Origin of the sequence: Ruegeria sp. SCP10 (assembly GCF_040329495.1) — a bacterium.
In the GTDB taxonomy this organism is placed as follows: domain Bacteria; phylum Pseudomonadota; class Alphaproteobacteria; order Rhodobacterales; family Rhodobacteraceae; genus Ruegeria.
Genome location: NZ_JBDZYF010000007.1, coordinates 56,544 through 79,908, shown reverse-complemented (window position 1 = coordinate 79,908; position 23,365 = coordinate 56,544). Strand labels below are relative to the sequence as shown.

Genomic DNA, 23,365 nt, shown 5'->3' with positions numbered 1-23,365 from the left:
AGTTACGCGAACCACATCTTGCGGGACATGTTGCCGTTCATCATCTCTTGGGTCGGGTCGCTTTCCCAACCAGCCAGATCATTGCTGACACCTTCAACAAAGTCGTTGAACATCGGGCAGATCAGGCCGCCTTCGTTGCGGACCATCTGGCCCATCTGGCTGTAGATGTCCTTGCGCTTGTCGTTGTCCAGCTCGGCGCGCGCAGAGAACAGCAGTTCGTCGAAAGCGGGCACTTTAAAGCGCGTGTCGTTCCAGTCTGCGCTTGACAGATAGGCGGTGGAATACATCTGATCTTGAACCGGACGACCACCCCAGTAAGAGGCGCAGAACGGCTGAACGTTCCAAACTTCGGACCAGTAGCCATCATTGGGTTCGCGCTTGATCTCGAGTGGGATGCCTGCCTGTGCTGCCGTTTGTTGGAACAGGGCTGCGGCGTCCACCGCACCCGGGAAGGCGCCATCAGCAACACGCAGGATGATGGGTGAGCCGTCATGGCCGGATTTCTGGTAGTGCTCAGCCGCTTTTTCGATGCTGAACTCACGCTGCGGGATCGAGCCGTCGAACAACGGATACGCGGCGTTAATCGGCATGTCATTCCCGATCGAGCCATAGCCACGCAGCACTTTGTCAACCAGTTCCTGACGGTTGATCGCATGCTTCAGCGCCAAGCGTAGTTCGTTTTCATCGAACGGTGCAGTGTCACAGTGCATGATGAACACATAGTGGCCACGGCCAGCGGTCGAGTGCACGGTCAGGTTGGGTGCGCGTCCCAGCAGATCGGCCACCTTGGGCTCGACCCGGTTGATCGCGTGAACCTGACCGGATTGCAGCGCGGCAGTACGAGCAGTCGCGTCGTTGATGACGACGATTTCAACGCCGTCAAAATGTCCAAAATCAGAGTTCCAGTGGTTTGCGAATTTTTTGTAGGTATGACGGACGCCGGGCTCGTTGACCTCGACCTGATAAGGACCGGTGCCGATGCCAGCACCCGGATCTTCCATGCCGCCATCGGGTTGGACGATCAGGTGATAGTCGGCCAACAGATAGGGTAGGTCAGCATTTGGCTCGTTCAGGGTAACTTGGAAGTTGTCGCCATCGGCCTTCATCGACTCGATGCCGCGCATGATACCCAGCGCACCGGATTGCGAATCTTCGTTCGAATGGCGCTGCATGGTCTTCAGCACGTCTTCGCTGGTCATGGTCTTGCCGTTGTGGAACTCAACGCCCTGACGCAGTTTGAAGGTCCAAACTTTCGCATCGGCGCTGCCTTCGACACTTTCCGCAAGGCGCGGCTCGATGGTTCCATCTGTTGCAACTTCGACAAGCTGGTCGCCAAACTGCTTACCGTTCTGGAACGGAACCGAGCTTGCATAGGTTGCCGGATCAAGCGAGTTTGTGGATTCGCCGCCCTGAAGGCCGAATTTCAGAACGCCACCTTTTTTCGGGCTGGCGGCACGCGCAGCATCGGCGAACATCGTGCTGGCGACAGCGGCCGACACGCCCAGAGCGGCAGCTTTGCCCATGAACTCACGGCGCGTCAGTTTCCCCGCAGTGACCTGGCCTGCCATATGGGTTAGTTGTTCTTTCATCTGTAATCTCTCCCAGTTGAGTGAATATTGCCCTTCAAGGGCTTGTTATTGACGCATGAGTCAACGTTGGCGCATTTGGACCAGCCCGGCAAGATTTAATATCTCACTTGGACGTGTGGCGCATTGCGCTTTGTTTCTTTGATTTTAGCCATTCGAACATGTATCCGACGGAGCCGCTTGGCACCGATCAGACCAAGATGGCGAATGAAATGTGCTTAGTGACATTATAAACGGCAAATCAGTCGCGGATTGCGACAATGAGGTCCATTACATTTGTTCCGGTGGGTCCAGTCACCAACAGCGCATTGACCTGTTCTAGGTAAGTGCCGCTATCTGCTGCATTCAGGGCATCTTGGGCGTTATCTGTCCAGGTCGTTCCAGTCACAACACCGCCTGCCGCGTTGGTGGGACCATCTGTGCCATCCGTTCCGCCCACAACAACGGTAAGCCCTTCCAGACCAGCGATTTCTTTGGCCAACGCCAGCGCCAACGCCTGATTTCGACCGCCGCGACCGGGGGTGGGAGGCAGAACAACAGTGGGCTCACCACCAAACACCATTGCACCGCATTCCATGCTGCGCAGTTTCGATCCCACCTCTGCTGCAACGGCCAGATAATCATCGTGCATGGCTTCTTCATTTGCCCATACCTGCACGCCCGCTGTTTGTGCGGCCTTTGCAGCAGCAGCCCGGGCATGGGCGTTTGAGGCGATGACGCGGGTGGTTGCGTCGAACTCATAGGTCTGGGGCAGGGCGCCGATGCCTGACCCGATCACATTCAAATCATCGCCGGGCACATCCGAAATCGCCAGCACCGTGGCCCTCGCGCCGTTGAAGTGAGACAGCAACCCGCCCCCTTTGACCCGCGACAACTTCCGCCGTTCGGCGTTCATCGCCACGATATCCAACCCTTCCGCCAGCAACTGGCGGTTCAATTCGGCAAGGTCTTCAAGCGATTTCCCCGGCACAAGATCTTCGGCTAGCGAAGACGCGCCCCCCGACACCAACAGCAATAGATGAGAGCCTGGTTCCATCGCCTCAACCGCTTCACGCAAGGTGCGACCACCGTTCAGGCTGCGTCGATCCGGCACAGGATGCGAGGCTTCGATCACCTCGACATCCACGGGCAGATCGCGCCCATGATCATCTTTGGTGACGACAAGCGTAGGCACGTCGCCAAACTGATCCAATGCCGCACGCGCCATTGCAGCGGCGGGTTTTCCAACGGCAAGGATACGATCGGGCCGCGCGATACCGGGCAGGGCAGTCTTGGTGGCTGTGAAACCATCAACCGCGGCAACACCTGACTTCCAAAACTCGATTGCTTGTTCAGTGCGGGTCATCAGTTTTCCATCCAGATCGTAACCGGGCCGTCATTGACCAGTTCAACTGCCATATCTGCGCCGAATTGCCCGGTCTCGACGGCAATGCTGTGCGACGACAGGTATCGGGCGAAGGCAAGATACAGACGCTCACCATCTTCGGGAGGTGCGGCGTTGGCAAAGCCCGGGCGATTGCCGCGCGAGGTGTCTGCGGCCAGCGTGAACTGGCTAACCACTAACGCGGACCCACCGGTATCGAGGATCGAGCGGTTCATTTTGCCCGCCTCATCCTTAAAGATACGCAGCTTGGCAATCTTTGCAGCCAGCTTTTCCGCGTGCTCTTCGGTATCGCCCTGCATGGCACAAACCAAAACCATCAGCCCCGGACCAGATTGTCCGACAACTGCTCCATCCACCGAAACGCGGGCCTGTGAAATGCGTTGTAGAAGCGCGCGCAAAAGTTCTCTCCCCAGTATTCCCAGTGGGTTTAACCGCGCCAATCGACAATGTCACCCAACGCGGCACGATCTGTTCGAAAACTGTTGGCCGGGTGGTCCGTATCGGAATACCCGAATGAGAGTGCACATAAGATCAGGCGATCCTCGGGGATATCAAAGTATCGATGCAGAAACGGCCCATAAGCGGCAACTGCTGCCTGAGGAATGCTAGCAATTCCAAGCGCTTGAGCTGCTAGTGTGAAAGCGGTGACAAAGCCGCCGCAATCCATAGCGCCATAAGGGCCGAGTTCAGCCGGGGTGGACAGGATCGCGCAATGGGGTGCCTTAAACAGCGAATAGTTTTCCATCATTTGCTTTGCGGATCCTTCCCGGTCTCCACGCTCGACGCCGACTGCCTTGTAGAGTGCCCAACCGCAGGCGCGGCGACGGTCTTGATAAGGGCCGGAATAGGAGGTCGGGAAGGGAATGTCAGGGGTGGGCTGTCCGGTTGCAACCTCGTTTTGCAAGGCTTGCCGGAAGCGGTCTGTTTCCTCACCTCGTGTGATCACCAATTGCCAGGGCTGCGCATTGCACCAGCTGGGCACGCGCAAGGCGCTGGCGACGATCTGCTCTATCTGCTCCGTCGGGACCGGGTCCGGGCGAAAAGCCCGGCAGGAATGTCGCTGCTCTAGCAGATTGTTCAAAGCAGACAATGTCATAAACGCATTCTCCCTGGCAGAATTCCGGCTGAGGATGACTGCTGCCCTGATCCTGCGCAAGGGGGACCCTATTGCTGACCCGTTGCCACGAGGTAGCCAACACCGGCCGCGACGATCAGGCCCAGCCCCACAGCAATCGCGATCTTGACCGCAGACCAAGGCCGTTCACCCTGCACGCGCCCGGTGCGACCGTTGACAACAAAACGGTAGGTTTCACCCCGGTATTTATAGGCGGCCATCCAGACCGGCAGCAGGATATGTTTGAAAGTCACATCCCTGACATCGGTGTCAACCGAATGGATGCGCTGGCGGTCTCCGCCGATGTCAAAGCGCACATCTCGTTCGATCACTCGGGACATATGATGGCGTGCTTCGGTATATCCGTCTCGCAACTCGACCGTGTAGGCCTCGGCCCGGAACCCAGCCAGATATTCAGGCTGATACGGTTCCAGAGCGGGCAGATCCCAGGGCTCCAACGCATCTGTGTAGCTTTTGGGTAAGGAATGAGAGGCCAGCACCAGAACATCGTCAAAGAACCGCGCAACCCGATCGGATTTTGGTGTCCAGCGGACCTTGGGCACCTGTTGCTGAACCCGTTTGCCATCGCGCATCACTGTGCGGGTTTCGTAATAAACCACCCCGCGCTCGCCGCGATAGCTGGATTTGGTATCCGCATCAAAGGTCCAGTAGGGCACATAGATACCCTGCATCTTGCGTCCTTTGCGCGCGTATTCCTGCAACCCGTTTGGCGCAAACCACAGCTTGCCCAGCCAATCATTCATGGCTTTTTGGGCGGTGCGTTCGTTCAGCGCAAATGGCAGCACGCCCTTCGGTTTGATATGACGGTTCACCCCGGTATCTGTGACCACAGGTGTCGCGCAGAACGGGCATTCAGCGGCATGGGTGTTGGGGTCGAACTCGACCTGAGCGGCGCAGTTGGAACAGGTCAGAACCCGCGTTTCTTCGATCTCACTGTCAGGCAGCCGATCTGCAATCGCGGCATCAAAATCCAGCTCACGCAGGCTTGCACCGCCCCATGGCCCCGAGCCAATCGGCTCGGAATGACCGCAATGATCACAGGTTAGCGTGCCATCACCCGGACTGAACCGATAATCTGCGCCACATTGGGCGCAGGGGAAACGGTGTTCTTCGGTCATATTGCGGCTTAGGCTCCGGGCGGAGGCGGCGGCAATATGGTAAACAACTGCGCCAGTTCCTGCACGTCCCCGGCCTTTTTCCAGCCATCCTGACCGGCGGTCCAGACGTGGGTGTCGCGCGTCAGCTCTCCGTACGCGGCCATGCGACCCATCTTGGCCTTGGAAAACGGCCCGCTTGTTTGACCGTCCACTGCGATATGCCACACATGCTCAACCGGGGGCGGGGGCGGCGGGGCCATCTGTGCAGCCGGTTGTGGGGCAGCGGGGGCGGAAGATCCCCACGGTCCGCTCGGCTGGCCCGCTGCCATGTTCGCCATTTGATTGGCCATCGCCATGCCCATTCCCATGCCAAGACCCGCGCCCATGCCGCCGCCCTGACCGGGATTATTGGCGGCTGCCGTCATGGCCTCGGCTGCTGAATACTGGGTGAACTTGCCCAGATCACCTGCCAGCCCCATCGAGGTACGTTTGTCCAAAGCGGCCTCAACGGCGGGCGGCAGCGAGATGTTTTCGATGTAAAACTCGGGCATTTCCAACCCGTAGCTATCCAATACGGGCGACACATCAGCGGCGATCAGCTTGCCGAGATCGGCGGTATTGGCGGCCATATCCAGAACCGGGATGCCCGATCCCGCGATCACGCGGCTAAATTCCTGCACGATGATGTTGCGAATCTGAAAGCTGATCTCGTCCATGGTGAATTCACCATCGGTGCCGACGATCTCGACCAGAAACTTGGCCGGGTCCTTCACCCGCACGGTATAGGTGCCATAAGCCCGGATCCGCGTCGGGCCGAATTCCGGATCGCGCAGCATGATCGGGTTCTTCGTGCCCCATTTCAGGTCGTTGAACCGGGTGGTGTTGACGAAATACACCTCGGATTTGAATGGCGACTGAAAGCCGTGATCCCAATGCTGAAGCGTCGTCAGAATCGGCATATTGTTGGTCTCAAGCATGTAAAGGCCGGGCGTGAACACATCCGCCAATTGCCCCTCGTGCACAAACACGGCCGCCTGGCCTTCGCGCACGGTCAGCTTGGCACCGTACTTGATCTCGTGCCCCTCACGCTCGAACCGCCAGACCATGGTATCGCGGGTGTCATCCACCCAATGGATGACATCAATGAACTCTCCGGTCAGAAAATCGAAAATTCCCATTTGGGGTCTCCTGTCTTTTAGGGGTCAGAGCGGCTGACCCATCAGTTCACGCGCAATGATCCGCACCACGGGGCGGGCCTGATCGACCGATACACCGGGCTTGAGGCGCGGATCGTAAAGCATTTGCAGCAGTTTCTCATCATGACTTGTCAGCAGTGCAAACTCGTCATCGTCGTTAAAGATGGACGGGCGCGCGGCGGGGCTGTCATTGGACAGGCCCAGACCTTGCGCAATCTCTTCGTGAATACAACTGAGCCGCACTAGATCGGGCAGCTCGGACCGTATCAGGGTGACCGCCCGCACATATTTGTTCGGCGATGAGGTATTTGCCGAGGCGAATACAAAACAATCGAAATTCGAACGGGGGTTGGCCACCAGATCAAGCGAGGCCTGGCTTATGTTTGGAATCAACTGCCTGAGACGTGACACCACATAGGCGCTGTCATCCTTGCCTGCGAAGAATACGTGGAAATTGGGCTTGCGGGTGACGATCGAAATCGAATGCCCGGTGAGCCGCGCCAGTCGCGCCGAATAGGACTGCACGTCTGCGGCATCTTTCTGACGTGTGGCCGGCAGTATCGATGGTCCAAACTCGGTCTGGATGCGAACTGGGCCAACCCAACGGCTGAGCTGCCCGTCAGTCTGGCGCGACCCGATTGAGATACTGTGGTTCGGGTATTCGCTGTAGAATGCAATCGCCTCGAAGTTACGTTCCAGATCGCTCGCGTCATATGGTGTATCCGGGCCGCCCCCGTCAGTTCGCAATAAACCGCGTGCCAACAAGTCGCGCTCGATACGTTGATAGAAACGCGCAAGATCCTGACTGGCGGCAGACGGCGGCACATAGGCATTGGCCGCCGGCGGCGGGGGCACTGGGCGCGGTTCCGGCGCGGCCGAGGGCGTCAGAACCTCTTCACAGCCGATCAGTGCCAGCAGCGCAGCGACCCCGAGGCCCAGCTTCATATGGGTCAAAGGCCGCACCCCTGCCTGCCTTATCCTGGAACGGCCGTTCCGGCGTTGTCGCCAGTGCCGTCGCGTCGGGCTTTAGCTGCAGCAAGGGTATCGCGCAGTTCGGTTTCCATCTTCTTAAGCTCTTCCTCGGCTGCCGCGCGCTTGGCTTTGCCCTCATCGGCAATGGCAAGGCTTTCATTGATCGTTCCAATCAGATCGGCATTGGCCTGTTTGACGGCCTCGATATCGAAGACACCACGCTCCATCTCTTCGCGGATCATCTTGTTGCTTTCGCGCAGATTGGCCGCGTTTGCGGTCAGAAGTTCGTTGGTCAGGTCATTGGCATCCCGCACAGCAGCCGCAGCTTCGGCGCTGCGCTGAATGGTGACGGCCTGTGCCAGCTGGGTTTCCCACAGAGGCACGGTGTTCACCAGGGTCGAGTTGATCTTGGTGACCAGCGATTTGTCGTTCTCCTGAACCAATCGGATTGATGGCAGCGACTGCATTGTCACCTGACGGGTCAGTTTCAGGTCATGTACCCGGCGTTCAAGATCGTCCCGCGCGGCGCGTAGATCACGAAGTTCCTGTGCCTTCATCACCTGTTCTTCCTCGGGCGCGGCCTGAACCTCGGCTTCCTTTTCAGGAATGTCATGACTGTCCAGCTCGGTCAGCTTCTCTTCGCCCGCTGCAATATAAAGCGCCAATTCGTCATAGAAACTCAGCGTCTTTTCATACAGCAGGTCCAGTGATTTGATGTCTTTGAGCAGCGTATGTTCGTGGCTCAACAGATTGTCCGTTATGCGGTCGATCTGGCTTTGAACCTCTTCGTATTGCGCGGTGAACTTGGCAAAAGGCGCGGCCTTGCCCAGCAGTTTTTCCCACCAACTGCGTTCGCGTCGAACATCCAGTTCGCTGACTGAGAACCCACGGATCGTGGTCACGATATTGCGCAGGCTATCCCCGGCGGGGCCCACATCCTTGTTGCGCACATCGGCCAGCATGGCCTGGCTGATTTCCTGCAACTCGGCCTGAGCAGAAGATCCGAAAGACACGATCGAGTTGGTGTCACCCATGTCGATTTCGCCCATGCGTTTGCGAATCTCAGCCCCGACTGGTTCGTCGGCTTCTTCCAGCGAGACAAGCTCGGTCGTTGGTTCGGGCAGGGCGACGGCAGTGACTTCCTGCACCAGGGTTTCGGCTTCGACCGCCTTGTTCTTGATCTCATCGGACATGGGGATGTTCCTCGCTTACTGTGTGGCCGGTCAGTCCAACCGGACGCCTTCGCGCTGCAGCCTGTCGCGCAACACGTCAATTTCAACCGTCAGATCACTGCGGTCATCCAATAGCATTTTGCGCGTGCGCGCGGCGAAATTCTGCTCAAGATCATCCAGCAGAGCCGAATAGTCAGCCAGGGCCTGACCATCCCGGGTGCGGGCATAAACATCGGCGAACTTAACGGTCGCATCGCGGGCACCCTGCAAATACACGGTCAGATATTTTCGCGCTCCGGCCAGATCGCGCGGGTCTTCTTCGACCGTGCGAAACAGATCGCGGGCAGTGTCCTGAAACCGTTCAACCCGCGCTTCGATCCGGCGATCACCGGCGCGTTTGATCGCATCGGTCATCTGGGTTAGATGCTTTTCTGCATCATCAACAACGCGGGCAACGCGGTCTTGCTGAAACGTGTCAATGCCTTCCATGCCTTTGTGCTTCAGCGGATCAAAGCCAAAGGAGACCGAATGCAATACAGTGGCCGCTGTGCCGAACAACACTGGCGCCAACAGGCTGGCATGGCCAACGGCCTCGGCATCCAGATACTCGCTCCGATAAGCGGCCAGCGCGGTGCCGAGACCGGTCAGTATGCTGGCAAAGATCTTGCGCGGAAAGGCCGGGCGGCGTGCGGTTTTGCGTGCGTTGTAGGCTGCTTCGGCCCGCAGCCCCTCGCGTAGCAAAAAAGCCGCAGCGGTCAGCAGGCCAGCGGCCACAAGGCCCATGGTCATGCCAATTGCGCCATCATTCAACGACAAAAAGACCAACGGGATCGCTGGAATGAACAGGACGTTGGCCCGTGCACCAGCAGGCTCAACCCGCGCCCCATCAAACTGGCCGCGCGGCGGTGGTCCATCTGGTTCAGACCCGCTCTGCGGGCTGTATTTGCCACCAAACCGTTTGGCCATGGCTACAGCCCCCCCAGCAGCCCGGTGCAGACGCCGAACAACAGCACCAGCAGGGCCGCATAGGCCAGTTTTTGCACTCCGCTCCCGGACATTCAGCCCCCTAAATCGCAGCGTTCCCAGAAAATCTAGGGGATACGCAGGCTTGGCGCTAGGGGGAAGGTTGCTAAACCCGCATCACTTGCGGGGTTTCTTGCCGATCGCCGGCCGTTTTCGCTGCGGGCGCGTGGTTCGTTTGGCGGTGCCCTCGGGTTTGGCACCTCCATCTAACCCCAATTGATCGCGCATAACACGGCGGCGGACCTCTTCAACCTGACCGGGTTTCAGATCACCCAACTGGAAAGGGCCATACGAGACGCGGAGCAGGCGGTTTACGGTGAAACCTATATCCTCCATTGCGCGGCGAATCTCTCGGTTCTTGCCTTCGCGCAGACCGATGGTCAGCCAGGCATTCGCACCTTGCTGGCGATCCAGCGACACGGTCATAGGCTGGAACCGCTCTCCGTCGATCACCAGCCCTTTGCGCAGGGGGGCGAAATCCTCTTCCTTGGGGCGCCCGTTGACCCGCACGCGGTATTTGCGCAGCCACCCGGTTGAGGGCAGTTCCAGTTTGCGCTTGATGCCGCCGTCATTGGTTAGCAACAGCAACCCTTCCGAGTTCAAGTCCAGCCGGCCAACGGACATCACCCGAGGCATGCCTTCGGGCAATTCGTCAAAGATCGTCGCGCGGCCTTTTTCATCCTTGGTCGTGGTCACCAGACCGGTCGGCTTGTGATAGAGCCATAGGCGCGAGGGTTCGGGTTCAGAAACCGGTTTGCCGTCGACCACAATTTTGTCTTTGCCGGTCACGTTCAGGGCGGGGCTGTCGATCACCTTACCGTTTACCGCGACGCGGCCTGCTTCGATCATGCGTTCAGCCTCGCGCCGCGAGGCGATGCCTGCGCGGGCCAGCACTTTGGCGATCCGATCGCCGGGAGGAGGGGTGTTGCTCATGGCAGGGCCATACCCCATCCCGCCCGCTTGCGAAAGGCAGGTTTCTGAGGCAGTCAGGGGCATGGAATTCAAATCACATATGGACAAGGCGTTGGCCGAGGCGCGCGCAGCCGCCGAACGGGGCGAGGTTCCGGTCGGGGCCGTCATCGTTTCGACCGATGGCCAGGTTGTTGCTGCGGCAGGTAACCGAACGCGCGAGTTGAACGATCCAACGGCCCATGCCGAAATACTGGCCTTACGCGCTGCCTGCGCCGAAGCCGGGTCAGAACGGCTGCCGGGGCATGATCTTTATGTCACGCTGGAACCTTGCGCCATGTGTGCGGCGGCGTTGGCCGCAGCCCGCATCCGCCGTATCTACTACGGCGCGTCTGATCCGAAATCGGGAGGCGTTGCCCACGGTGCGCGGGTGTTTTTGCACCCTCAGGCCCATCACCAGCCCGAAATCTATGACGGCATCGCTGCAGAGGAATCCGCCGAATTGCTGAGAAGTTTTTTTGCAGCTCAACGCGCTTAAGGCTTCACCACCATCTCACGCGGGATATCGGCCAGTGGTTGCCCGCCATTGGGGGTCACGACAAAACTTTCGGTAATCGCCAAACCCCAGTCTGGTGTCCACAGACCTGGCATCAAATGAAACGTCATGTTTTCCTGCAATTCCGTTGTGTCGCCGGGCCTCAGGCTCATCGTGCGCTCGCCCCAATCCGGCGGATAGCTGAGCCCGATGGGATATCCGGTGCGGTTGCGCTTCTCATATCCGGCACGGGCAAAGCTATCATAGACGCAGGCGGCGATTTCCTCGCACGTGGTGCCGGGGCGTGCGGCGGCCAAAGTGGTATCGATTGCGGTCAGAACCGCCGCTTCGGCCCGGCGAATATCGTCTGGCGGGTTACCCAGAAACAGGCTGCGGCTGGCTGGACAGTGATAGCGGCGGTAGCAGCCTGAGATTTCGAAATAGGTTGCCTCGCCACGTGCCAAAGGCCTGTCGTTCCAAGTGATATGCGAGGCCGAGGCTTCGCGGCCCGACGGCGCAATTGGCACAATCGCGGGGTAGTCCCCAGCCAAGCTGGGCAACCCGGCAATACCTGCCGCTTGCACTTCGGCAACCAGTTGGTTTTTGGGCAGACCTTCACGAAACGCCGCACGCAATACTTCGTGCATATGCGCCGTCAACTGACCCGCCTTGCGCATCATCGCGATCTCGGCGTCGCTTTTGACCGCACGCTGCCAGTTCACGAGGCCGGTGGCATCGATCAATTCGCCAAAGGCGCGTTCAAGAATCTGGTGGCTGGCGGCCGAGTAGTAATAGTTGTCCATCTCGACACCCAGCCCGGTGTTCCACCCTCGGTCGCGCAGCGTAGTCACCAGCGCGTCGACGGGGTGGTGATCAGGGTGCTGAACATGGTCTTCGGGCCAGTCCAACAGGTCAGACGGGTCCAGCCATGTGGTCTGGGCTGCCCCTGCTTTGTCCTGCGTGCGCCCCCACCAAAGGGGAGCGCCTTTTGCAGGCAGAATCACCATTTGGGGTACATAAAAACTCCATCCGTCATAGCCCGTCAGCCAGGCCATGTTGGATGGATCGGTGATCAGCAAGGTCTCAACCCCGCGCTGAGCCATTGCTGCGCGAGTCTCTACCAAACGGTCCGCGTATTCCTGCGTGCTGAAATCCGAGGCCGGCATTAGAGGGAGATTGCCTTCATAACCTCGGGTTCTATCACATCGACCCCCGGCAACCCGTCAACAAGCGCCTGGGCAGATTGTTCTAGGATCGGGAAGGTCTTGTAGTGGCAGGGGATCACCGTTTTGAAGTCGAAATATCGCTTGGCGGCATAGGCCGTCGCCTTCATATCCATGGTAAAATGGCCACCCGCCGAGAGGATGCCGATATCCGGTTTGTAATAATCGCCCATCCAATCCATGTCGGCCATGATGTCCGTATCGCCCGATACATAAAGCATGCGCCCCTCGGCGGCGATCATATAGCCGACCTCGCTACCGCCAGTCCGCAGCCCTTCAGGTGTGGAGAATGTGGAGCTGTGCGATGCAGGAACCATTGTGACCTTGACGCCGTTCAGGTTGACGGTTCCGCCTTTGTTAAACCCGATGGTTTCGATCTCTTCGGCCTCGGCCCAATAGCCCATCAGATCGTACTGACCAACAACTGGGACCTTCAGGTGCTTGGCCAAAGGCAGCACATCGACCACGTGGTCGAAATGCGTATGGGTCAGCAAGATATGCGTTGCCCCGTCCAATGCGGCGTCATGCTGGTCTTCGGGCAGAACCGGGTTGCCCGTCAGCCAGGGATCAATCAACAGCACTTGACCGCCGGTCTCGATGCGGAAACTGCCATGTCCCAACCAAATGATGTTCATGCTGAAATCCTCCAATGATGCCTATTGGCATCAGCCTAGCATCCGCTATGTAAAATTCTATGGATTGGATGCAGGAAATCGACAGCTATTGTGAAAGACTGTCAGCCGCTTATTGGGCCGAGCCGATCAATGCGATCACCAATGCCACCTTTCTGATCTCAGCCTTTATCATGTGGCGGCGAGTGCGCGGGCAAGACATGCCTCTTGCGATGGGGCTGGTTCTGGTGCTTGGTATCATCGGTGTCGGCAGCTATTTGTTTCATACCCATGCACAGGTCTGGGCGGCCGTTGCCGATGTCACGCCGATCCTGCTGTTCATCTTGATCTACATCTTTGCCGTAAACAAAAACATCTGGCGCATGCCATGGGTATATGCGCTGGGTGGGACCATTCTGTTTGTCCCCTACGCGGCGGCGACGGTCCCTGTGTTCCAGTGGGTGCCTGGCCTTGGCAGCTCGGCCGCTTATGCACCAGTGCCCTTATTGATCCTGATCTACGCGTATCTACTGCGCAACCGGCAACCGCAGTTTGCCAGGGATATGACGATTGGCGCGTTCATTCTGATCCTGTCGATCACGTTCCGTTCTTTGGATCACCCGATCTGTTCGCAGTTTCCGATTGGCACACATTTCATGTGGCACATTCTGAATGCCACTATGCTCGGTTGGATGATTGAGGTCTATCGCAGAGCTTTGATCCGCATGCGAGCGGGCGCCGTCAAATACCCTGCGCTTTGATAACGGCTGCAACGCGCTGACCGATGATCCGGCTGGATTTACGCGATGGGTGAATCAGGTCAAACGAGAAATATGAGGCATCGCCGGGCTGCGCGACATCCTGAGATGAGACGAAGGTAATCCCCTCATCCTGCTGTGCCAGTTTGGCAATGCGGGCTTCAAATTCGTCGCCTTCGGCTTTGCAGTGTTCGATCGGTGTGATCAGATTGGGACTGCGCAGGTAGCCGATATAAATCACGCGGGTGCCAGTCGCCCGGATCTGGCGCAGGAACTGCGGTATTTGACCATGCTGACCATCAGCCGAGATCATATTGTCCAGAACGGTATCACAGCGTGTGCAACCGCAACCCAGCATCAGATCGTTACCGCCGCCGTTTACAATAGCCCAGGACCAGTCCCCTTTGACATATTGTGCTTGAACCCCAGATTCAGGTGCGCCATCCGGGTCAAATTTCGTTTGCAGCCAAGCTGCAGACACCGTGCGGTCAACGACCGGTGCACCAATCGTTTCTTCGATAACATCGGGGATTGATGAACCGGAGGGCGAGTTCCACGCCATCAGCGAATCGCCGACCGCAATGACTTTTGCATCCGGTTTGCTGGCAGGCATTTCCTGACATCCGACCAAGGCAAATAGAATGCCGACGACAAGACACAGATTTCTGGACATCTTTGACCCGGAAATTGGAGTTAAGAAGCGCCCGTGCGGGCTGAATATGGTTCATGCTCAGTTAACCTGGCGTTGGTTAACGCACGATTAATGAACTTGGTTCAGTGCAGCCTCCGTATCAGCCACGAAAGGCGGCAGCTAAGGGCTTCGGCAGGTCAAATTCAACTAAAACCCGGGCGCGCCCTTCGGGTGACATTTTGCGTGCGGTCTTTTCGACAATGCGCTGGATTTTTTCCGGGGAATGCTTGTCTGCGAATGGCTGGAAATACCATTTCAGAAAGACAAAGCAGATCACATCTTCCAGTGCCTGAACCTCGGCGTCGCGTTTGATGCCCTGCTTGCGCAACATGCGGCCTGCGGCGTCGATCTCCGGTTCGCTGTAGCCGCCTTCGGTCATCAAGGACATTACGGTATTTGCATGATGTACACCCTGCGCCTTGCGCCAAGCCAGATATCCGGCGCGACCCTCGGGATACTCGCTCCGCGCCAGTTTCCAGCGTTCGATATGCTGACCGCGCGCTGCAATCTGTAGCGCGTCCGAGGCCTCGGGAAACAGCCGGTCCATCTCTGCACTCATGCGTTTGCCGTATTGCAAAGCTTCGGGCTGTCCATCATCAACATTGGGATCATGTGAATTGGCCGCGTCGATGGCATCCAGAACTGCTTGTTTGCGCGCGCTCATGTTTTACTCCGTTGGCTTTTGCGGCTCTGGGCGATCCGCACAGTCTTGATAAGCCACCGTAGCGAGATGCCACAACATGTGCAGCACCCAATTCTGTCATTGCCGGGTCAGATGAGGGGGTATTCTGACCCGGCAGAGGGGCAGGTGATCTGCTTACTTGCCCGGTTTGACCTGATCTTGCGTGACCGGCTCGGTGATCGGGGTCGGGAAGGTCAGATCACGGGTCAGGTTCAGTGAACTGATGCCCATCGCCATGGCCGGTGCGGCCAGAAGAGAGGCGGACAACGTAACGGCAGTGATGAGGCTTTTCATGTTCTGTCTCCAGGTTTGCGTCGTTTCACAATAGATGAAATGAACAGTACGGTTTAGTTTTTCAAGATTTGAAGTGAACTAATTGGTTTACTTTTGCGCATACCGGCTATTCACCAGCGAATGGGTGGTGAAATCCGGCACGATAACTTGTCCCTTCTTGGGGCCTACTGGCCTTGCGACTGCGGCAACAGACAGGTAAATGCCCCCTAACGCATATGAGGGTTTCCGATGTCGATTGACCAAAGCACCGCCGCCAAGGTGGCGAAACTGGCCCGTATCAAGGTCGAGGATGACGCGCTGCCGGCGCTGGCGTCCGAGTTCAACACCATTCTTGGGTTCATCGAGCAACTCAACGAAGTCGATGTCGAAGGTGTCGAACCGATGGTCTCGGTCGAACCGATGCGCCTGAAGCGTCGTGAAGATGTGGTCACCGACGGAAACCAGCAGGACAAGGTTCTGGCCAATGCACCCGACGCGCGCGAAGGCTTTTTCGCCGTCCCCAAAGTGGTGGAGTAAGACATGAGCGATCTGAACAAACTGGGCCTGGCCGAAGCCCGCGATGCGCTGCGCGCCGGTGATGTGACCTCGGTTGAGCTGACGGAATCCTGCCTGAAGGCCATTGATGACGCCGACGCGCTGAACGCTTTTGTCCACAAAACGCCTGAAATCGCGCTGGAGCGTGCCAAGGCCGCGGACGAGCGCATCAAGGGCGGCGACGCGCCAGCCATGTGTGGCTTGCCGATTGGCATCAAGGACTTGTTTTGCACCAAGGGCGTGCCCTCGCAAGCAGCGTCGAAAATATTGGACGGGTTCAAGCCCGAATACGAATCCACCGTATCGCAGCAACTGGCTGATGCCGGAGCCGTGATGCTGGGCAAGCTGAACATGGACGAATTCGCGATGGGCTCGTCCAACGAAACCTCGACCTATGGCAACGCGGTCAGCCCCTGGCGGCGCGGCAATGACGACGCGCAACTGACACCGGGCGGTTCCTCGGGTGGCTCAGCATCCGCCGTGTCGGCTGACCTGTGTCTGGCCGCGACCGGCACCGATACTGGCGGTTCGATCCGCCAACCGGCTGCTTTTGTTGGCATCACCGGTATCAAGCCGACCTATGGCCGTTGCTCGCGCTGGGGCATCGTTGCTTTTGCCTCTTCGCTGGATCAGGCGGGGCCGATGACCAAGAATGTACGCGACGCGGCGATCATGCTCGAAGCGATGTGTGGTCATGACCCGAAGGATTCCACCAGCACTGAACTGGCCGTCCCGAATTTCGAGGCGATGCTGACAGGCGATATCAAAGGCAAGAAGATCGGTATCCCGAAAGAGTACCGCATGGACGGTATGCCCGCCGAGATCGAAAAACTGTGGGCCGACGGTGCGGCGATGCTGAAAGACGCCGGGGCCGAGATCGTTGACATCTCACTGCCCCATACGAAATACGCGCTGCCCGCGTATTACGTGATCGCGCCTGCCGAGGCATCCTCGAACCTCGCCCGCTATGACGGTGTCCGCTATGGGCGCCGCGCGCAGCTGGCGCAGGGCGACGGCATCACCGAAATGTACGAAAAAACCCGCGCTGAAGGCTTTGGCCACGAAGTTCAGCGCCGTGTGATGATCGGCACCTATGTGTTGTCCGCTGGCTTCTACGACGCGTATTACAACCGCGCCCGCCGCGTACGCACCCTGATCAAGAAGGACTTCGAGGATGTCTTCGCTGCAGGTATCGACGCGATCCTAACTCCGACCACCCCGTCCGCCTCCTTCGGTCTGGGCGAAATGACCGAGGCCGATCCTGTTCAAATGTACTTGAACGATGTCTTTACTGTGACCGTGAACCTTGCCGGTCTGCCGGGCATCTCAGTACCCGCAGGCCTTGACAAACAAGGGCTTCCGCTGGGTCTGCAACTGATCGGACGGCCTTGGGATGAAGGTGACCTGCTCAACACCGCCTATGCGTTGGAAAACGCGGCAGGCTTTGTGGCAAAACCGGCGAAATGGTGGTAAGCCTCAGGTTGCCTGATCACGAGTAACGGAGCGGTTGAATGCGTGTTTTTGCTTTGGTTCCTGTCATCGCCCTAGTCGCGGGTTGCGATACGGTCGCGCCGGTGCAGGGAACGGGATTTAACACGCCAGCCTATCAGGCCCAACGTGAGGCACAATTGGCCGGGCAAGGGACCGTCGACAACCCATTGCTGGCACCAGTCGATGTCTCGCAACAGCCCTTGGGCGCACCGGGTTCTGCCTTGCCGCAATCACTCGCCACTGGCGAAAATGCGGATATCGCGAACCAGGCTGCGGCTGCGCTGGCCAGCACCTCGGGCCAGACTGCTCAAACCGGTCCAGCGCCCAGCAATTCGGCGATTTCTGACGAACAGGATTTCGCGGCTGTATCGGGCCGTCGCAGCATCGAATCTGACGCGGCGCGGATTGAGAAAAACCGCGAGACCTACGAGGTTGTCGCCCCAACCGCCGTGCCTGAGCGTGGCGCAGATGGCCAACCCAACATCGTGCAATACGCGCTCAGCACCACAAACCCTGTTGGAACCCAGCTCTACAGCCGGGCGGGCTTTAATCTGCAAGCCAAGGCGCAACGCAATTGCGCCCGGTTCCCCTCGGCGGATCAGGCGCAGATCGAATTCCTGACCAGCGGCGGCCCACAGCGCGACCGCAGCGGGCTGGACCCGGATGGGGATGGCTTTGCCTGCAACTGGGATCCCAGCCCGTTCCGCAGTGCTGTCAGCAACTGATCACCCCTCAGCCATCTGGCATCCGTCGCCCAATTTCGGCGCGCGACGGGATGGCCTTAGTCCTCAGCTAATTGTCCTTCACTACACCGCGATGGACAGCGCAGGGATCGCGCTGGACCGGCTCTGCGATCCACAGGCCGAGGTCTCGGCGCACTACCTGATCGGCAATGACGGAACCCTCTGGCAGATGGTGCGCGAAGAAGATCGTGCCTGGCATGCCGGAGCAGGGGAGTGGCGCGGGCAGGATGACATAAATTCGCGGTCCATCGGGATCGAACTGGATAACGCAGGGACGCACCCGTTTTCTAACCCTCAGATGAGCGCATTAGAAAACCTGATGCGGGGAATCGTGACCCGCTGGTCCATCCAGCCCGAGGACGTCATAGGTCACTCTGACATGGCCCCCGGCCGAAAAATTGACCCTGGCCCCCGCTTCGATTGGCAGCGTTTAGAGCGGCAAAACCTTGCGACGCGACGCGGATATGACCAGGGACCCGCAGATGCGCCCGTAGATATCTTCCGCGCCCTGGCCAGAGATGCAGGTTTCACGGCGGATGTTGACGACGAAACCCTCCTCGCTGCCATTCGCCTCAGGTATCGACCCTGGGGAAAAGGTCCGCTTTGCCCGGCAGATTTTGCTCCACTCAATCGTTTTGATCTTCGAAACTGATCCAGTCTTCATCTGGCCAAAAATATCCCGGGGTTGAATTGGCCGCAGGCCAAGAAGGGGCTGGCCCATTCCTCCGTCCCATCCACTCTTGACGCGACTGGGAACACAGCATACCCAGCCCACGCGCGGAGGGTCGGATGGCCGCTGGGGTCGCAAGGCCCGAGAGGAAAGTCCGGACTCCACAAGACAACGGTGCCGGGTAACGCCCGGGCGGGGCAACCCGACGGAGAGCGCCACAGAAATCAGACCGCCTGCGGCTTCGGTCAAAGGTAAGGGTGAAACGGTGGGGTAAGAGCCCACCGCGCCCCTGGCAACAGGGGCGGCACGGCAAGCCCCACCGGGAGCAATGCCAAATAGGGTCCCCGCGCGGGCCGGTCGGCGCAAGCCGATACCGCCGCTAAGCACGTCTTGGCCCAGAGGGACCGGGTTGGCAGCTTGAGCCGCGCAGCAATGCACGGCCTAGAGGAATGGTCATCGAAGGGGGCAACCCCGGAACAAGATCCGGCTTACAGGCCCTCCGCGCGTATCTCAAATCACCCGACCGCTAAGTGGCGATCCGCCCACAGCCACACACCCAGTATTCTCAGAACCCGTCTGCTGTTACCCTGACGTACATGGATTTTGTGAACCCGGGAGGAGCGGTATGAGTTTCCTAAAAACACTGGCATCCGTTGCGGTTGGTTTTGCAGCGGCAAAGGGTATGGAAAAATACAAGGAAATGGGCGGCATGGCCGGCTTGCAAAACATGATGCAAGGCACAGGCGGTGGTCTCGGCATGGACCAGCTTGGAAAAATGGCCGAGCAGTTTGGCATGCCGGGCGGCGCATCTGGATTGCAGGACATGATCGGCAAGATGGGGCTGGGCGGCGGGGCAGCCGGGGCTGCGGGCTTGGGCGGTTTGCTCAACGCGATGCAGGGTGCAGCCAAGACTAGCGGCCAGCAAACTGCCGATATGATGGAAACCGTGCTCAGCGGCACGCCAGCCGGGGCTGCGATGGAGGAGCAGGCCAAACTCATGCTGCGCGCGATGATCCAGGCCGCCAAGGCGGATGGAGAGCTGGACGAACAGGAAAAGCAAACGATCATCGGCGAATTGGGTGATGACATCAGCGACGAGGAACGCGCCTTTGTCCTCGACCAGATGGAGGCGCCGATTGATGTCATGGGACTCGCTGCTGATGCGGGGGCGCCCCTCAAGGCACAGATCTACGCAACCTCTTTGGCCGCGATTCGTTTGGATAACGAACGTGAGGCATCTTACCTGCTTCAATTGGCAACCGCTCTGGGCCTATCAGATGCCGAACGGGATCAAATTCACACCTATATGGGCGCGCCGACCTTGCCTCGTTAGGTCAGCAACGAAACCTGCGCATTGCAGGTGTGATTGGCCTTGACATGGGCGGTGCACAGCGTAAAAGCGCACGCTCATAGGAATTCAACCGAAGGGCCCTGCCTTTTCGGACGCAGGAGATAACCATGGCGAAGCCGACGACAATCAAGATCCGTCTGAACTCGACCGCGGGCACGGGCCACTTCTACGTGACCAAGAAAAACGCGCGCACCATGACCGAGAAAATGACCGTTCGCAAATACGACCCGGTCGCTCGCAAGCATGTCGAGTACAAGGAAGGCAAGATCAAGTAATCTGCCCTTCTGCTAAGACTTTCGGGAAAGGCTCTGCTTTGGCAGAGCCTTTTTTTCTTGCCCGGTGACAAGCAATACAGCGATCCGATCGGTCAACGGGCCGTTGCAGCGACGCATCACGCCTGGGGCCAATCGTTTTGCCTGCGGCTTGCTTTTTACCAAATCCTGCAAGTACGGTTCAGCAAACCGCCACAAAATGTTGAGCGCCATGAAGAAAATCTTGTTATCCACAACCATCGTTCTGGCCCTTGCGGCCTGTGAAGATCCCTTTAACCGTCAAGGTGTCGGGTTCACTGGAATTGACGGTGAACCTCGCACCATCTCGGACGTTCCCGGCGCGGTCGCCTTTGTGCCGCCGGCGACCAATGTTCCGGCAGAGCTGGCCGAACTGCCAACCATCGCTGTAATCAGTGATCAGGTTGACCCTATCAAAAAGGCGCGGGTGGCTATCGACAATGGTGGTGTGAGCCCGGACAACGCGGTGCAATTGTCTGGCAGCGCTACCGATCTGTTCCTCAGCACGGTCGACGTGAACGGCACGGTCTATGGTGTTCTGCGCACGCGCAACAGCGCGACGCGCGTGGATAACTCGATCGGTGCAATCTTTGGAGACGAGACCGAACGCTTCACAGGCTGTCTGGCAGCTGGTGATGTTTTCGGAAAAGGATCTTCAAGCCGCAGCTCTGGTTTTGCCGTTCCACTGAACTGCAGCTAGTACAGCCAACAGTCTTTAGTTCGGATACCCCCGCTCAGCAGGCGGGGGTTTTCTTTTGCAACATGTCGTTGGAAAAAAGAAAAGGGCCGGTCTTTCGACCGGCCCATATGCATTTGCAATGCTGTAAGGCTTTATTCCTGTTGCCCCATGAACATCAGCAGGAACTGGAACATGTTCAGGAACGAGATATACAGGCTCAGCGCGCCGTCAAAGGCGGCTTTGTCCAGCCATTCCTGATCGCCATGTGCGGCATGTGCGACATATGTGTTCTTGATGTCCTGCGTGTAGTAGGCGGTCAGACCCGCAAAGATCAGGATACCGATGGCCGAAATGGCCAGCATCATCACGCCCGACTGGAGGAACAGGTTGATCACCATCGCCACCAGCAGGCCGATCACACCCATCATCAGGAAGGTGCCCATGCCGCTGAGGTTCCGCTTGGTGGTGTAGCCATAGAGGCTAAGACCACCAAACGCGATTGCGGTGACCAGGAAGGTCTGTGTGATCGAGTAGGGGGTAAAGATCATAAAGATCGAACTCATCGACACGCCCATCACGGCCGCGAAGACAAAGAAGCCCAGCTGAACAGTCGCCGCCGAGCCGCGGCGCATCAGTGCACCCCAGCCGAACAGGATAAAGGCCAGCGGGGCAAACATGACAACCCATTTCAGCGGTGACAGGAACAGAGTTCCGCCCAGGCTGGTCAGGTAGCGGTCAGCGCCGATTTGTGCCACTGCATTTGACGGGTCGCTGGTGACCGCAAGCCCGGCAATCGCCCAGGCTGCCAATGCTGTTATCAGCATGCCGACGGACATTGTGCCGTAGACTTTGTTCATATGGGCGCGCAGGCCCTGATCAATCTCGGCGGCGCGCGCGCCGGATACCGTCCGGACCGTGTCGAATTGTGCCATCAAAGGGTCTCCCTTTAGCTCGTGTTATTACGCCCCGGCAAAGCGGGGCGGTTTCTCGTTAAATATCGGCAACTAGCGGCTGTATTTCAAGAGTTTCCGGCGGAAAACCGACTAAAACACGCAACAAAAAAGGCGATAGGCAACTCAGCGTCACCTATCGCCTTAAAAACATGAGCATACGATTCATCTTTTCCAGTAGTTTGGGGCATCCCAAAGGTAACGGCGTGCTTCTTCCATCGCCTCTTCTCGGGTAATTCCAATGTCTTCCAAATACGTGTTGTCCAGTTGCACCAACCTGCGGCGCTGGCGCCTCACTGCAAACATGTGATGGATCAACGACATCATAGGGCGCGTTGCGTTTTGACGGGTCTGTTTGAGCGCAATTTGGGTCATAATTATTGTCCTTTCTGCATTCTCTGATGGTTTCCCAAAAATAGATCAACTTCCTTGATGTATATGGCAAGGCATGTCATATTTTAAAAACGAATATTTTTGATGAGTCACATAAGGGATCGTGAAGATGCGAAATTTGGACATTACCACCTTGCGCTCGTTCATGGCGGTTGCAGATCAGGGTGGGGTCACCCGTGCGGCTGGTTTTCTGCATCTAACCCAGTCTGCAGTTTCGATGCAGCTTAAGCGGCTGGAGGAGTTGCTGGGCCTTGAACTGCTGGATCGCAGTGGGCGCACGATCGCGCTAACCGCCTCGGGTGAGCAGTTACTGACCTATGCGCGTCGAATGATCGCGCTGAATGACGAGGTGATCTCGAAACTGACCGATCAGGCGTTCGAGGGCGAAGTGGTGCTGGGCGTACCACATGACATTGTCTACCCGGCCATCCCACGTGTTCTGCAACGGTTCAACACCGATTTTCCGCGCGTTCGTGTGCAACTGGTGTCATCCTATTCGTTACAGTTAAAAGACATGCTCAAGCGGGGCGAATGCGATGTGATCCTGACCACCGAGCCGACTCCTGTTGACGGCTCCGAAACCATCGCTGAATTACCGCTGCGCTGGATCGGTGCGCAGGGCGGGTCTGCCTGGCGGAAGCGTCCGTTGCCCTTGGCTTTGGGGCGCCGATGCCTGTTCCGCCCGCAGGTGATCGCGGCGTTGGACGCGGCTGGCATCCCTTGGGAATTGTCGGTGGAAACCGAGAATGATCGAACCATCGAAGCCACCGTCAGTGCCGATTTGGCTGTTCATGCCATGCTGGACGGAACCGAGGCCGCGCATCTGGAACAGATCGAATCAGGTGGCGCGCTTCCGGAATTGCCCGCCCATATGATCAACCTCTATGGTGGCAATGAAGGGCGGGACCCGATTGTCGACGCCCTGGCGCATCTGGTCAGGCAGAATTTCCGCCTGTTGGGGGGCAGCCAGCTGCGTGCGGTCGCGGGATAGGGCGT

The 23,365-nt window shown here is 58.2% G+C and carries 28 protein-coding genes and 1 other RNA gene; 11 read left to right on the top strand and 18 right to left on the bottom strand.

The window, feature by feature from the left end:
• Positions 1-2 precede the first annotated feature (2 nt).
• From ABLN87_RS15060 to ABLN87_RS15015, 10 genes are all read right to left on the bottom strand, one after another.
• A complete protein-coding gene (locus ABLN87_RS15060) occupies positions 3-1,589 on the bottom strand; it encodes an ABC transporter substrate-binding protein (protein ID WP_353011531.1) in 1,587 nt (528 codons plus the stop codon).
• Positions 1,590-1,827: 238 nt separating this feature from the next.
• Complete coding sequence (locus ABLN87_RS15055) at positions 1,828-2,931, bottom strand: DUF4147 domain-containing protein (protein ID WP_353011529.1); 1,104 nt, start codon at positions 2,929-2,931, stop codon at positions 1,828-1,830.
• Positions 2,931-3,368, bottom strand: a complete 438-nt coding sequence (gene dtd, locus ABLN87_RS15050; RefSeq protein WP_353011527.1) for a D-aminoacyl-tRNA deacylase — start codon at positions 3,366-3,368, stop codon at positions 2,931-2,933. Before dtd ends, ABLN87_RS15055 begins: the two co-directional genes overlap by 1 nt.
• A 29-nt stretch (positions 3,369-3,397) precedes the next feature.
• Positions 3,398-4,066: a nitroreductase gene (locus ABLN87_RS15045; protein WP_353011525.1), complete on the bottom strand. Its 669-nt coding sequence runs from the start codon at positions 4,064-4,066 to the stop codon at positions 3,398-3,400.
• A gap of 68 nt (positions 4,067-4,134) precedes the next feature.
• On the bottom strand, positions 4,135-5,223 hold the full coding sequence (locus ABLN87_RS15040) for a TFIIB-type zinc finger domain-containing protein (protein ID WP_353011523.1): 1,089 nt from the start codon (positions 5,221-5,223) through the stop codon (positions 4,135-4,137).
• Positions 5,224-5,231: 8 nt separating this feature from the next.
• Positions 5,232-6,380, bottom strand: a complete 1,149-nt coding sequence (locus ABLN87_RS15035) for an SPFH domain-containing protein (RefSeq protein ID WP_353011521.1) — start codon at positions 6,378-6,380, stop codon at positions 5,232-5,234.
• A 24-nt stretch (positions 6,381-6,404) separates the two neighbouring features.
• Complete coding sequence (locus tag ABLN87_RS15030) at positions 6,405-7,343, bottom strand: DUF2927 domain-containing protein (RefSeq protein WP_353011703.1); 939 nt, start codon at positions 7,341-7,343, stop codon at positions 6,405-6,407.
• A 29-nt stretch (positions 7,344-7,372) separates the two neighbouring features.
• Positions 7,373-8,563, bottom strand: coding sequence for a toxic anion resistance protein (locus ABLN87_RS15025; RefSeq protein ID WP_353011519.1), 1,191 nt, complete (start codon positions 8,561-8,563; stop codon positions 7,373-7,375).
• Positions 8,564-8,593: 30 nt separating this feature from the next.
• Positions 8,594-9,508: a 5-bromo-4-chloroindolyl phosphate hydrolysis family protein gene (locus ABLN87_RS15020; RefSeq protein ID WP_353011517.1), complete on the bottom strand. Its 915-nt coding sequence runs from the start codon at positions 9,506-9,508 to the stop codon at positions 8,594-8,596.
• 174 nt (positions 9,509-9,682) lie between these two features.
• Positions 9,683-10,561 carry a pseudouridine synthase gene (locus ABLN87_RS15015; protein WP_353011515.1) on the bottom strand — a complete coding sequence of 293 codons (879 nt, stop codon included), beginning with the start codon at positions 10,559-10,561 and terminating at the stop codon, positions 9,683-9,685.
• Here ABLN87_RS15015 and ABLN87_RS15010 point away from each other — a divergent pair.
• Positions 10,560-11,012, top strand: coding sequence for a nucleoside deaminase (locus tag ABLN87_RS15010; protein WP_353011513.1), 453 nt, complete (start codon positions 10,560-10,562; stop codon positions 11,010-11,012). The two genes, ABLN87_RS15015 and ABLN87_RS15010, sit on opposite strands and share 2 nt — an antisense overlap.
• On the opposite strand, the gene ABLN87_RS15005 is transcribed toward ABLN87_RS15010, so the two are convergent.
• Both ABLN87_RS15005 and ABLN87_RS15000 read right to left on the bottom strand, forming a co-directional pair.
• Positions 11,009-12,175 carry a M24 family metallopeptidase gene (locus ABLN87_RS15005; RefSeq protein ID WP_353011511.1) on the bottom strand — a complete coding sequence of 389 codons (1,167 nt, stop codon included), beginning with the start codon at positions 12,173-12,175 and terminating at the stop codon, positions 11,009-11,011. The genes ABLN87_RS15010 and ABLN87_RS15005 overlap by 4 nt on opposite strands.
• On the bottom strand, positions 12,175-12,867 hold the full coding sequence (locus ABLN87_RS15000) for a metal-dependent hydrolase (protein WP_353011509.1): 693 nt from the start codon (positions 12,865-12,867) through the stop codon (positions 12,175-12,177). The genes ABLN87_RS15005 and ABLN87_RS15000 overlap by 1 nt, the downstream gene beginning before the upstream one ends.
• Positions 12,868-12,926: 59 nt before the next feature.
• Between ABLN87_RS15000 and ABLN87_RS14995 the strand changes: the two genes are divergently transcribed.
• Entirely contained in the window at positions 12,927-13,604 is a 678-nt protein-coding gene (locus tag ABLN87_RS14995; RefSeq protein ID WP_353011507.1) for a ceramidase domain-containing protein, read from the top strand.
• On the opposite strand, the gene ABLN87_RS14990 is transcribed toward ABLN87_RS14995, so the two are convergent.
• The 3 genes from ABLN87_RS14990 to ABLN87_RS14980 form a co-directional block, all read right to left on the bottom strand.
• Complete coding sequence (locus ABLN87_RS14990) at positions 13,585-14,214, bottom strand: SGNH/GDSL hydrolase family protein (RefSeq protein WP_353011505.1); 630 nt, start codon at positions 14,212-14,214, stop codon at positions 13,585-13,587. The genes ABLN87_RS14995 and ABLN87_RS14990 overlap by 20 nt on opposite strands.
• A gap of 178 nt (positions 14,215-14,392) precedes the next feature.
• A complete protein-coding gene (locus tag ABLN87_RS14985) occupies positions 14,393-14,956 on the bottom strand; it encodes a DUF4202 domain-containing protein (RefSeq protein WP_353011503.1) in 564 nt (187 codons plus the stop codon).
• A 153-nt stretch (positions 14,957-15,109) separates the two neighbouring features.
• On the bottom strand, positions 15,110-15,268 hold the full coding sequence (locus ABLN87_RS14980; RefSeq protein WP_170531829.1) for a hypothetical protein: 159 nt from the start codon (positions 15,266-15,268) through the stop codon (positions 15,110-15,112).
• 228 nt (positions 15,269-15,496) lie between these two features.
• Here ABLN87_RS14980 and gatC point away from each other — a divergent pair, with 228 nt between their 5' ends.
• The 7 genes from gatC to rpmG all read left to right on the top strand — a co-directional run bounded on the left by gatC (position 15,497) and on the right by rpmG (position 20,332).
• Positions 15,497-15,784 (top strand): Asp-tRNA(Asn)/Glu-tRNA(Gln) amidotransferase subunit GatC, encoded by a 288-nt coding sequence (gene gatC, locus ABLN87_RS14975; RefSeq protein ID WP_170325838.1) that lies wholly within the window; start codon positions 15,497-15,499, stop codon positions 15,782-15,784.
• Between the two features lie 3 nt (positions 15,785-15,787).
• Positions 15,788-17,275, top strand: a complete 1,488-nt coding sequence (gene gatA, locus ABLN87_RS14970; protein ID WP_353011500.1) for an Asp-tRNA(Asn)/Glu-tRNA(Gln) amidotransferase subunit GatA — start codon at positions 15,788-15,790, stop codon at positions 17,273-17,275.
• 38 nt (positions 17,276-17,313) lie between these two features.
• Positions 17,314-18,018: a hypothetical protein gene (locus ABLN87_RS14965; RefSeq protein ID WP_353011498.1), complete on the top strand. Its 705-nt coding sequence runs from the start codon at positions 17,314-17,316 to the stop codon at positions 18,016-18,018.
• On the top strand, positions 17,963-18,688 hold the full coding sequence (locus ABLN87_RS14960) for an N-acetylmuramoyl-L-alanine amidase (RefSeq protein ID WP_417750403.1): 726 nt from the start codon (positions 17,963-17,965) through the stop codon (positions 18,686-18,688). The genes ABLN87_RS14965 and ABLN87_RS14960 overlap by 56 nt, the downstream gene beginning before the upstream one ends.
• Positions 18,689-18,813: 125 nt before the next feature.
• Positions 18,814-19,213, top strand: an RNA gene (gene rnpB, locus ABLN87_RS14955) — RNase P RNA component class A.
• Between the two features lie 118 nt (positions 19,214-19,331).
• Positions 19,332-20,039, top strand: coding sequence for a DUF533 domain-containing protein (locus ABLN87_RS14950; RefSeq protein ID WP_353011494.1), 708 nt, complete (start codon positions 19,332-19,334; stop codon positions 20,037-20,039).
• Between the two features lie 125 nt (positions 20,040-20,164).
• A complete protein-coding gene (gene rpmG, locus ABLN87_RS14945; protein WP_005630270.1) occupies positions 20,165-20,332 on the top strand; it encodes a 50S ribosomal protein L33 in 168 nt (55 codons plus the stop codon).
• A gap of 12 nt (positions 20,333-20,344) precedes the next feature.
• Here the strand turns inward: rpmG and ABLN87_RS14940 are convergent, their stop codons facing one another.
• Positions 20,345-20,542: a hypothetical protein gene (locus tag ABLN87_RS14940; protein ID WP_353011491.1), complete on the bottom strand. Its 198-nt coding sequence runs from the start codon at positions 20,540-20,542 to the stop codon at positions 20,345-20,347.
• Here ABLN87_RS14940 and ABLN87_RS14935 point away from each other — a divergent pair.
• Positions 20,541-21,047: a hypothetical protein gene (locus ABLN87_RS14935; protein ID WP_353011489.1), complete on the top strand. Its 507-nt coding sequence runs from the start codon at positions 20,541-20,543 to the stop codon at positions 21,045-21,047. The genes ABLN87_RS14940 and ABLN87_RS14935 overlap by 2 nt on opposite strands.
• A 131-nt stretch (positions 21,048-21,178) precedes the next feature.
• On the opposite strand, the gene ABLN87_RS14930 is transcribed toward ABLN87_RS14935, so the two are convergent.
• Together ABLN87_RS14930 and ABLN87_RS14925 are read right to left on the bottom strand one after the other, a co-directional pair.
• Positions 21,179-21,958: a Bax inhibitor-1/YccA family protein gene (locus ABLN87_RS14930; RefSeq protein ID WP_170531842.1), complete on the bottom strand. Its 780-nt coding sequence runs from the start codon at positions 21,956-21,958 to the stop codon at positions 21,179-21,181.
• A gap of 183 nt (positions 21,959-22,141) precedes the next feature.
• Entirely contained in the window at positions 22,142-22,351 is a 210-nt protein-coding gene (locus tag ABLN87_RS14925; protein WP_353011486.1) for a DUF1127 domain-containing protein, read from the bottom strand.
• A 127-nt stretch (positions 22,352-22,478) separates the two neighbouring features.
• Between ABLN87_RS14925 and ABLN87_RS14920 the strand changes: the two genes are divergently transcribed.
• Positions 22,479-23,360, top strand: a complete 882-nt coding sequence (locus ABLN87_RS14920; RefSeq protein ID WP_353011484.1) for a LysR family transcriptional regulator — start codon at positions 22,479-22,481, stop codon at positions 23,358-23,360.
• Positions 23,361-23,365 lie beyond the last annotated feature (5 nt).

What these genes read in the sequence shown, in the direction of transcription:
- ABLN87_RS15060 (WP_353011531.1), bottom strand. Translation starts at nt 1,589, where the DNA reads ATGAAAGAACAACTAACCCATATGGCAGGCCAGGTCACTGCGGGGAAA.
- ABLN87_RS15055 (WP_353011529.1), bottom strand. Translation starts at nt 2,931, where the DNA reads ATGACCCGCACTGAACAAGCAATCGAGTTTTGGAAGTCAGGTGTTGCC.
- ABLN87_RS15045 (WP_353011525.1), bottom strand. Translation starts at nt 4,066, where the DNA reads ATGACATTGTCTGCTTTGAACAATCTGCTAGAGCAGCGACATTCCTGC.
- ABLN87_RS15040 (WP_353011523.1), bottom strand. Translation starts at nt 5,223, where the DNA reads ATGACCGAAGAACACCGTTTCCCCTGCGCCCAATGTGGCGCAGATTAT.
- ABLN87_RS15035 (WP_353011521.1), bottom strand. Translation starts at nt 6,380, where the DNA reads ATGGGAATTTTCGATTTTCTGACCGGAGAGTTCATTGATGTCATCCAT.
- ABLN87_RS15030 (WP_353011703.1), bottom strand. Translation starts at nt 7,343, where the DNA reads ATGAAGCTGGGCCTCGGGGTCGCTGCGCTGCTGGCACTGATCGGCTGT.
- ABLN87_RS15025 (WP_353011519.1), bottom strand. Translation starts at nt 8,563, where the DNA reads ATGTCCGATGAGATCAAGAACAAGGCGGTCGAAGCCGAAACCCTGGTG.
- ABLN87_RS15020 (WP_353011517.1), bottom strand. Translation starts at nt 9,508, where the DNA reads ATGGCCAAACGGTTTGGTGGCAAATACAGCCCGCAGAGCGGGTCTGAA.
- ABLN87_RS15010 (WP_353011513.1), top strand. Translation starts at nt 10,560, where the DNA reads ATGGAATTCAAATCACATATGGACAAGGCGTTGGCCGAGGCGCGCGCA.
- ABLN87_RS15015 (WP_353011515.1), bottom strand. Translation starts at nt 10,561, where the DNA reads ATGCCCCTGACTGCCTCAGAAACCTGCCTTTCGCAAGCGGGCGGGATG.
- ABLN87_RS15005 (WP_353011511.1), bottom strand. Translation starts at nt 12,175, where the DNA reads ATGCCGGCCTCGGATTTCAGCACGCAGGAATACGCGGACCGTTTGGTA.
- ABLN87_RS15000 (WP_353011509.1), bottom strand. Translation starts at nt 12,867, where the DNA reads ATGAACATCATTTGGTTGGGACATGGCAGTTTCCGCATCGAGACCGGC.
- ABLN87_RS14995 (WP_353011507.1), top strand. Translation starts at nt 12,927, where the DNA reads ATGGATTGGATGCAGGAAATCGACAGCTATTGTGAAAGACTGTCAGCC.
- ABLN87_RS14990 (WP_353011505.1), bottom strand. Translation starts at nt 14,214, where the DNA reads ATGCCTGCCAGCAAACCGGATGCAAAAGTCATTGCGGTCGGCGATTCG.
- ABLN87_RS14985 (WP_353011503.1), bottom strand. Translation starts at nt 14,956, where the DNA reads ATGAGCGCGCGCAAACAAGCAGTTCTGGATGCCATCGACGCGGCCAAT.
- ABLN87_RS14980 (WP_170531829.1), bottom strand. Translation starts at nt 15,268, where the DNA reads ATGAAAAGCCTCATCACTGCCGTTACGTTGTCCGCCTCTCTTCTGGCC.
- gatC (WP_170325838.1), top strand. Translation starts at nt 15,497, where the DNA reads ATGTCGATTGACCAAAGCACCGCCGCCAAGGTGGCGAAACTGGCCCGT.
- gatA (WP_353011500.1), top strand. Translation starts at nt 15,788, where the DNA reads ATGAGCGATCTGAACAAACTGGGCCTGGCCGAAGCCCGCGATGCGCTG.
- ABLN87_RS14965 (WP_353011498.1), top strand. Translation starts at nt 17,314, where the DNA reads ATGCGTGTTTTTGCTTTGGTTCCTGTCATCGCCCTAGTCGCGGGTTGC.
- ABLN87_RS14960 (WP_417750403.1), top strand. Translation starts at nt 17,963, where the DNA reads ATGGCTTTGCCTGCAACTGGGATCCCAGCCCGTTCCGCAGTGCTGTCA.
- ABLN87_RS14950 (WP_353011494.1), top strand. Translation starts at nt 19,332, where the DNA reads ATGAGTTTCCTAAAAACACTGGCATCCGTTGCGGTTGGTTTTGCAGCG.
- rpmG (WP_005630270.1), top strand. Translation starts at nt 20,165, where the DNA reads ATGGCGAAGCCGACGACAATCAAGATCCGTCTGAACTCGACCGCGGGC.
- ABLN87_RS14935 (WP_353011489.1), top strand. Translation starts at nt 20,541, where the DNA reads ATGAAGAAAATCTTGTTATCCACAACCATCGTTCTGGCCCTTGCGGCC.
- ABLN87_RS14940 (WP_353011491.1), bottom strand. Translation starts at nt 20,542, where the DNA reads ATGGCGCTCAACATTTTGTGGCGGTTTGCTGAACCGTACTTGCAGGAT.
- ABLN87_RS14930 (WP_170531842.1), bottom strand. Translation starts at nt 21,958, where the DNA reads ATGGCACAATTCGACACGGTCCGGACGGTATCCGGCGCGCGCGCCGCC.
- ABLN87_RS14925 (WP_353011486.1), bottom strand. Translation starts at nt 22,351, where the DNA reads ATGACCCAAATTGCGCTCAAACAGACCCGTCAAAACGCAACGCGCCCT.
- ABLN87_RS14920 (WP_353011484.1), top strand. Translation starts at nt 22,479, where the DNA reads ATGCGAAATTTGGACATTACCACCTTGCGCTCGTTCATGGCGGTTGCA.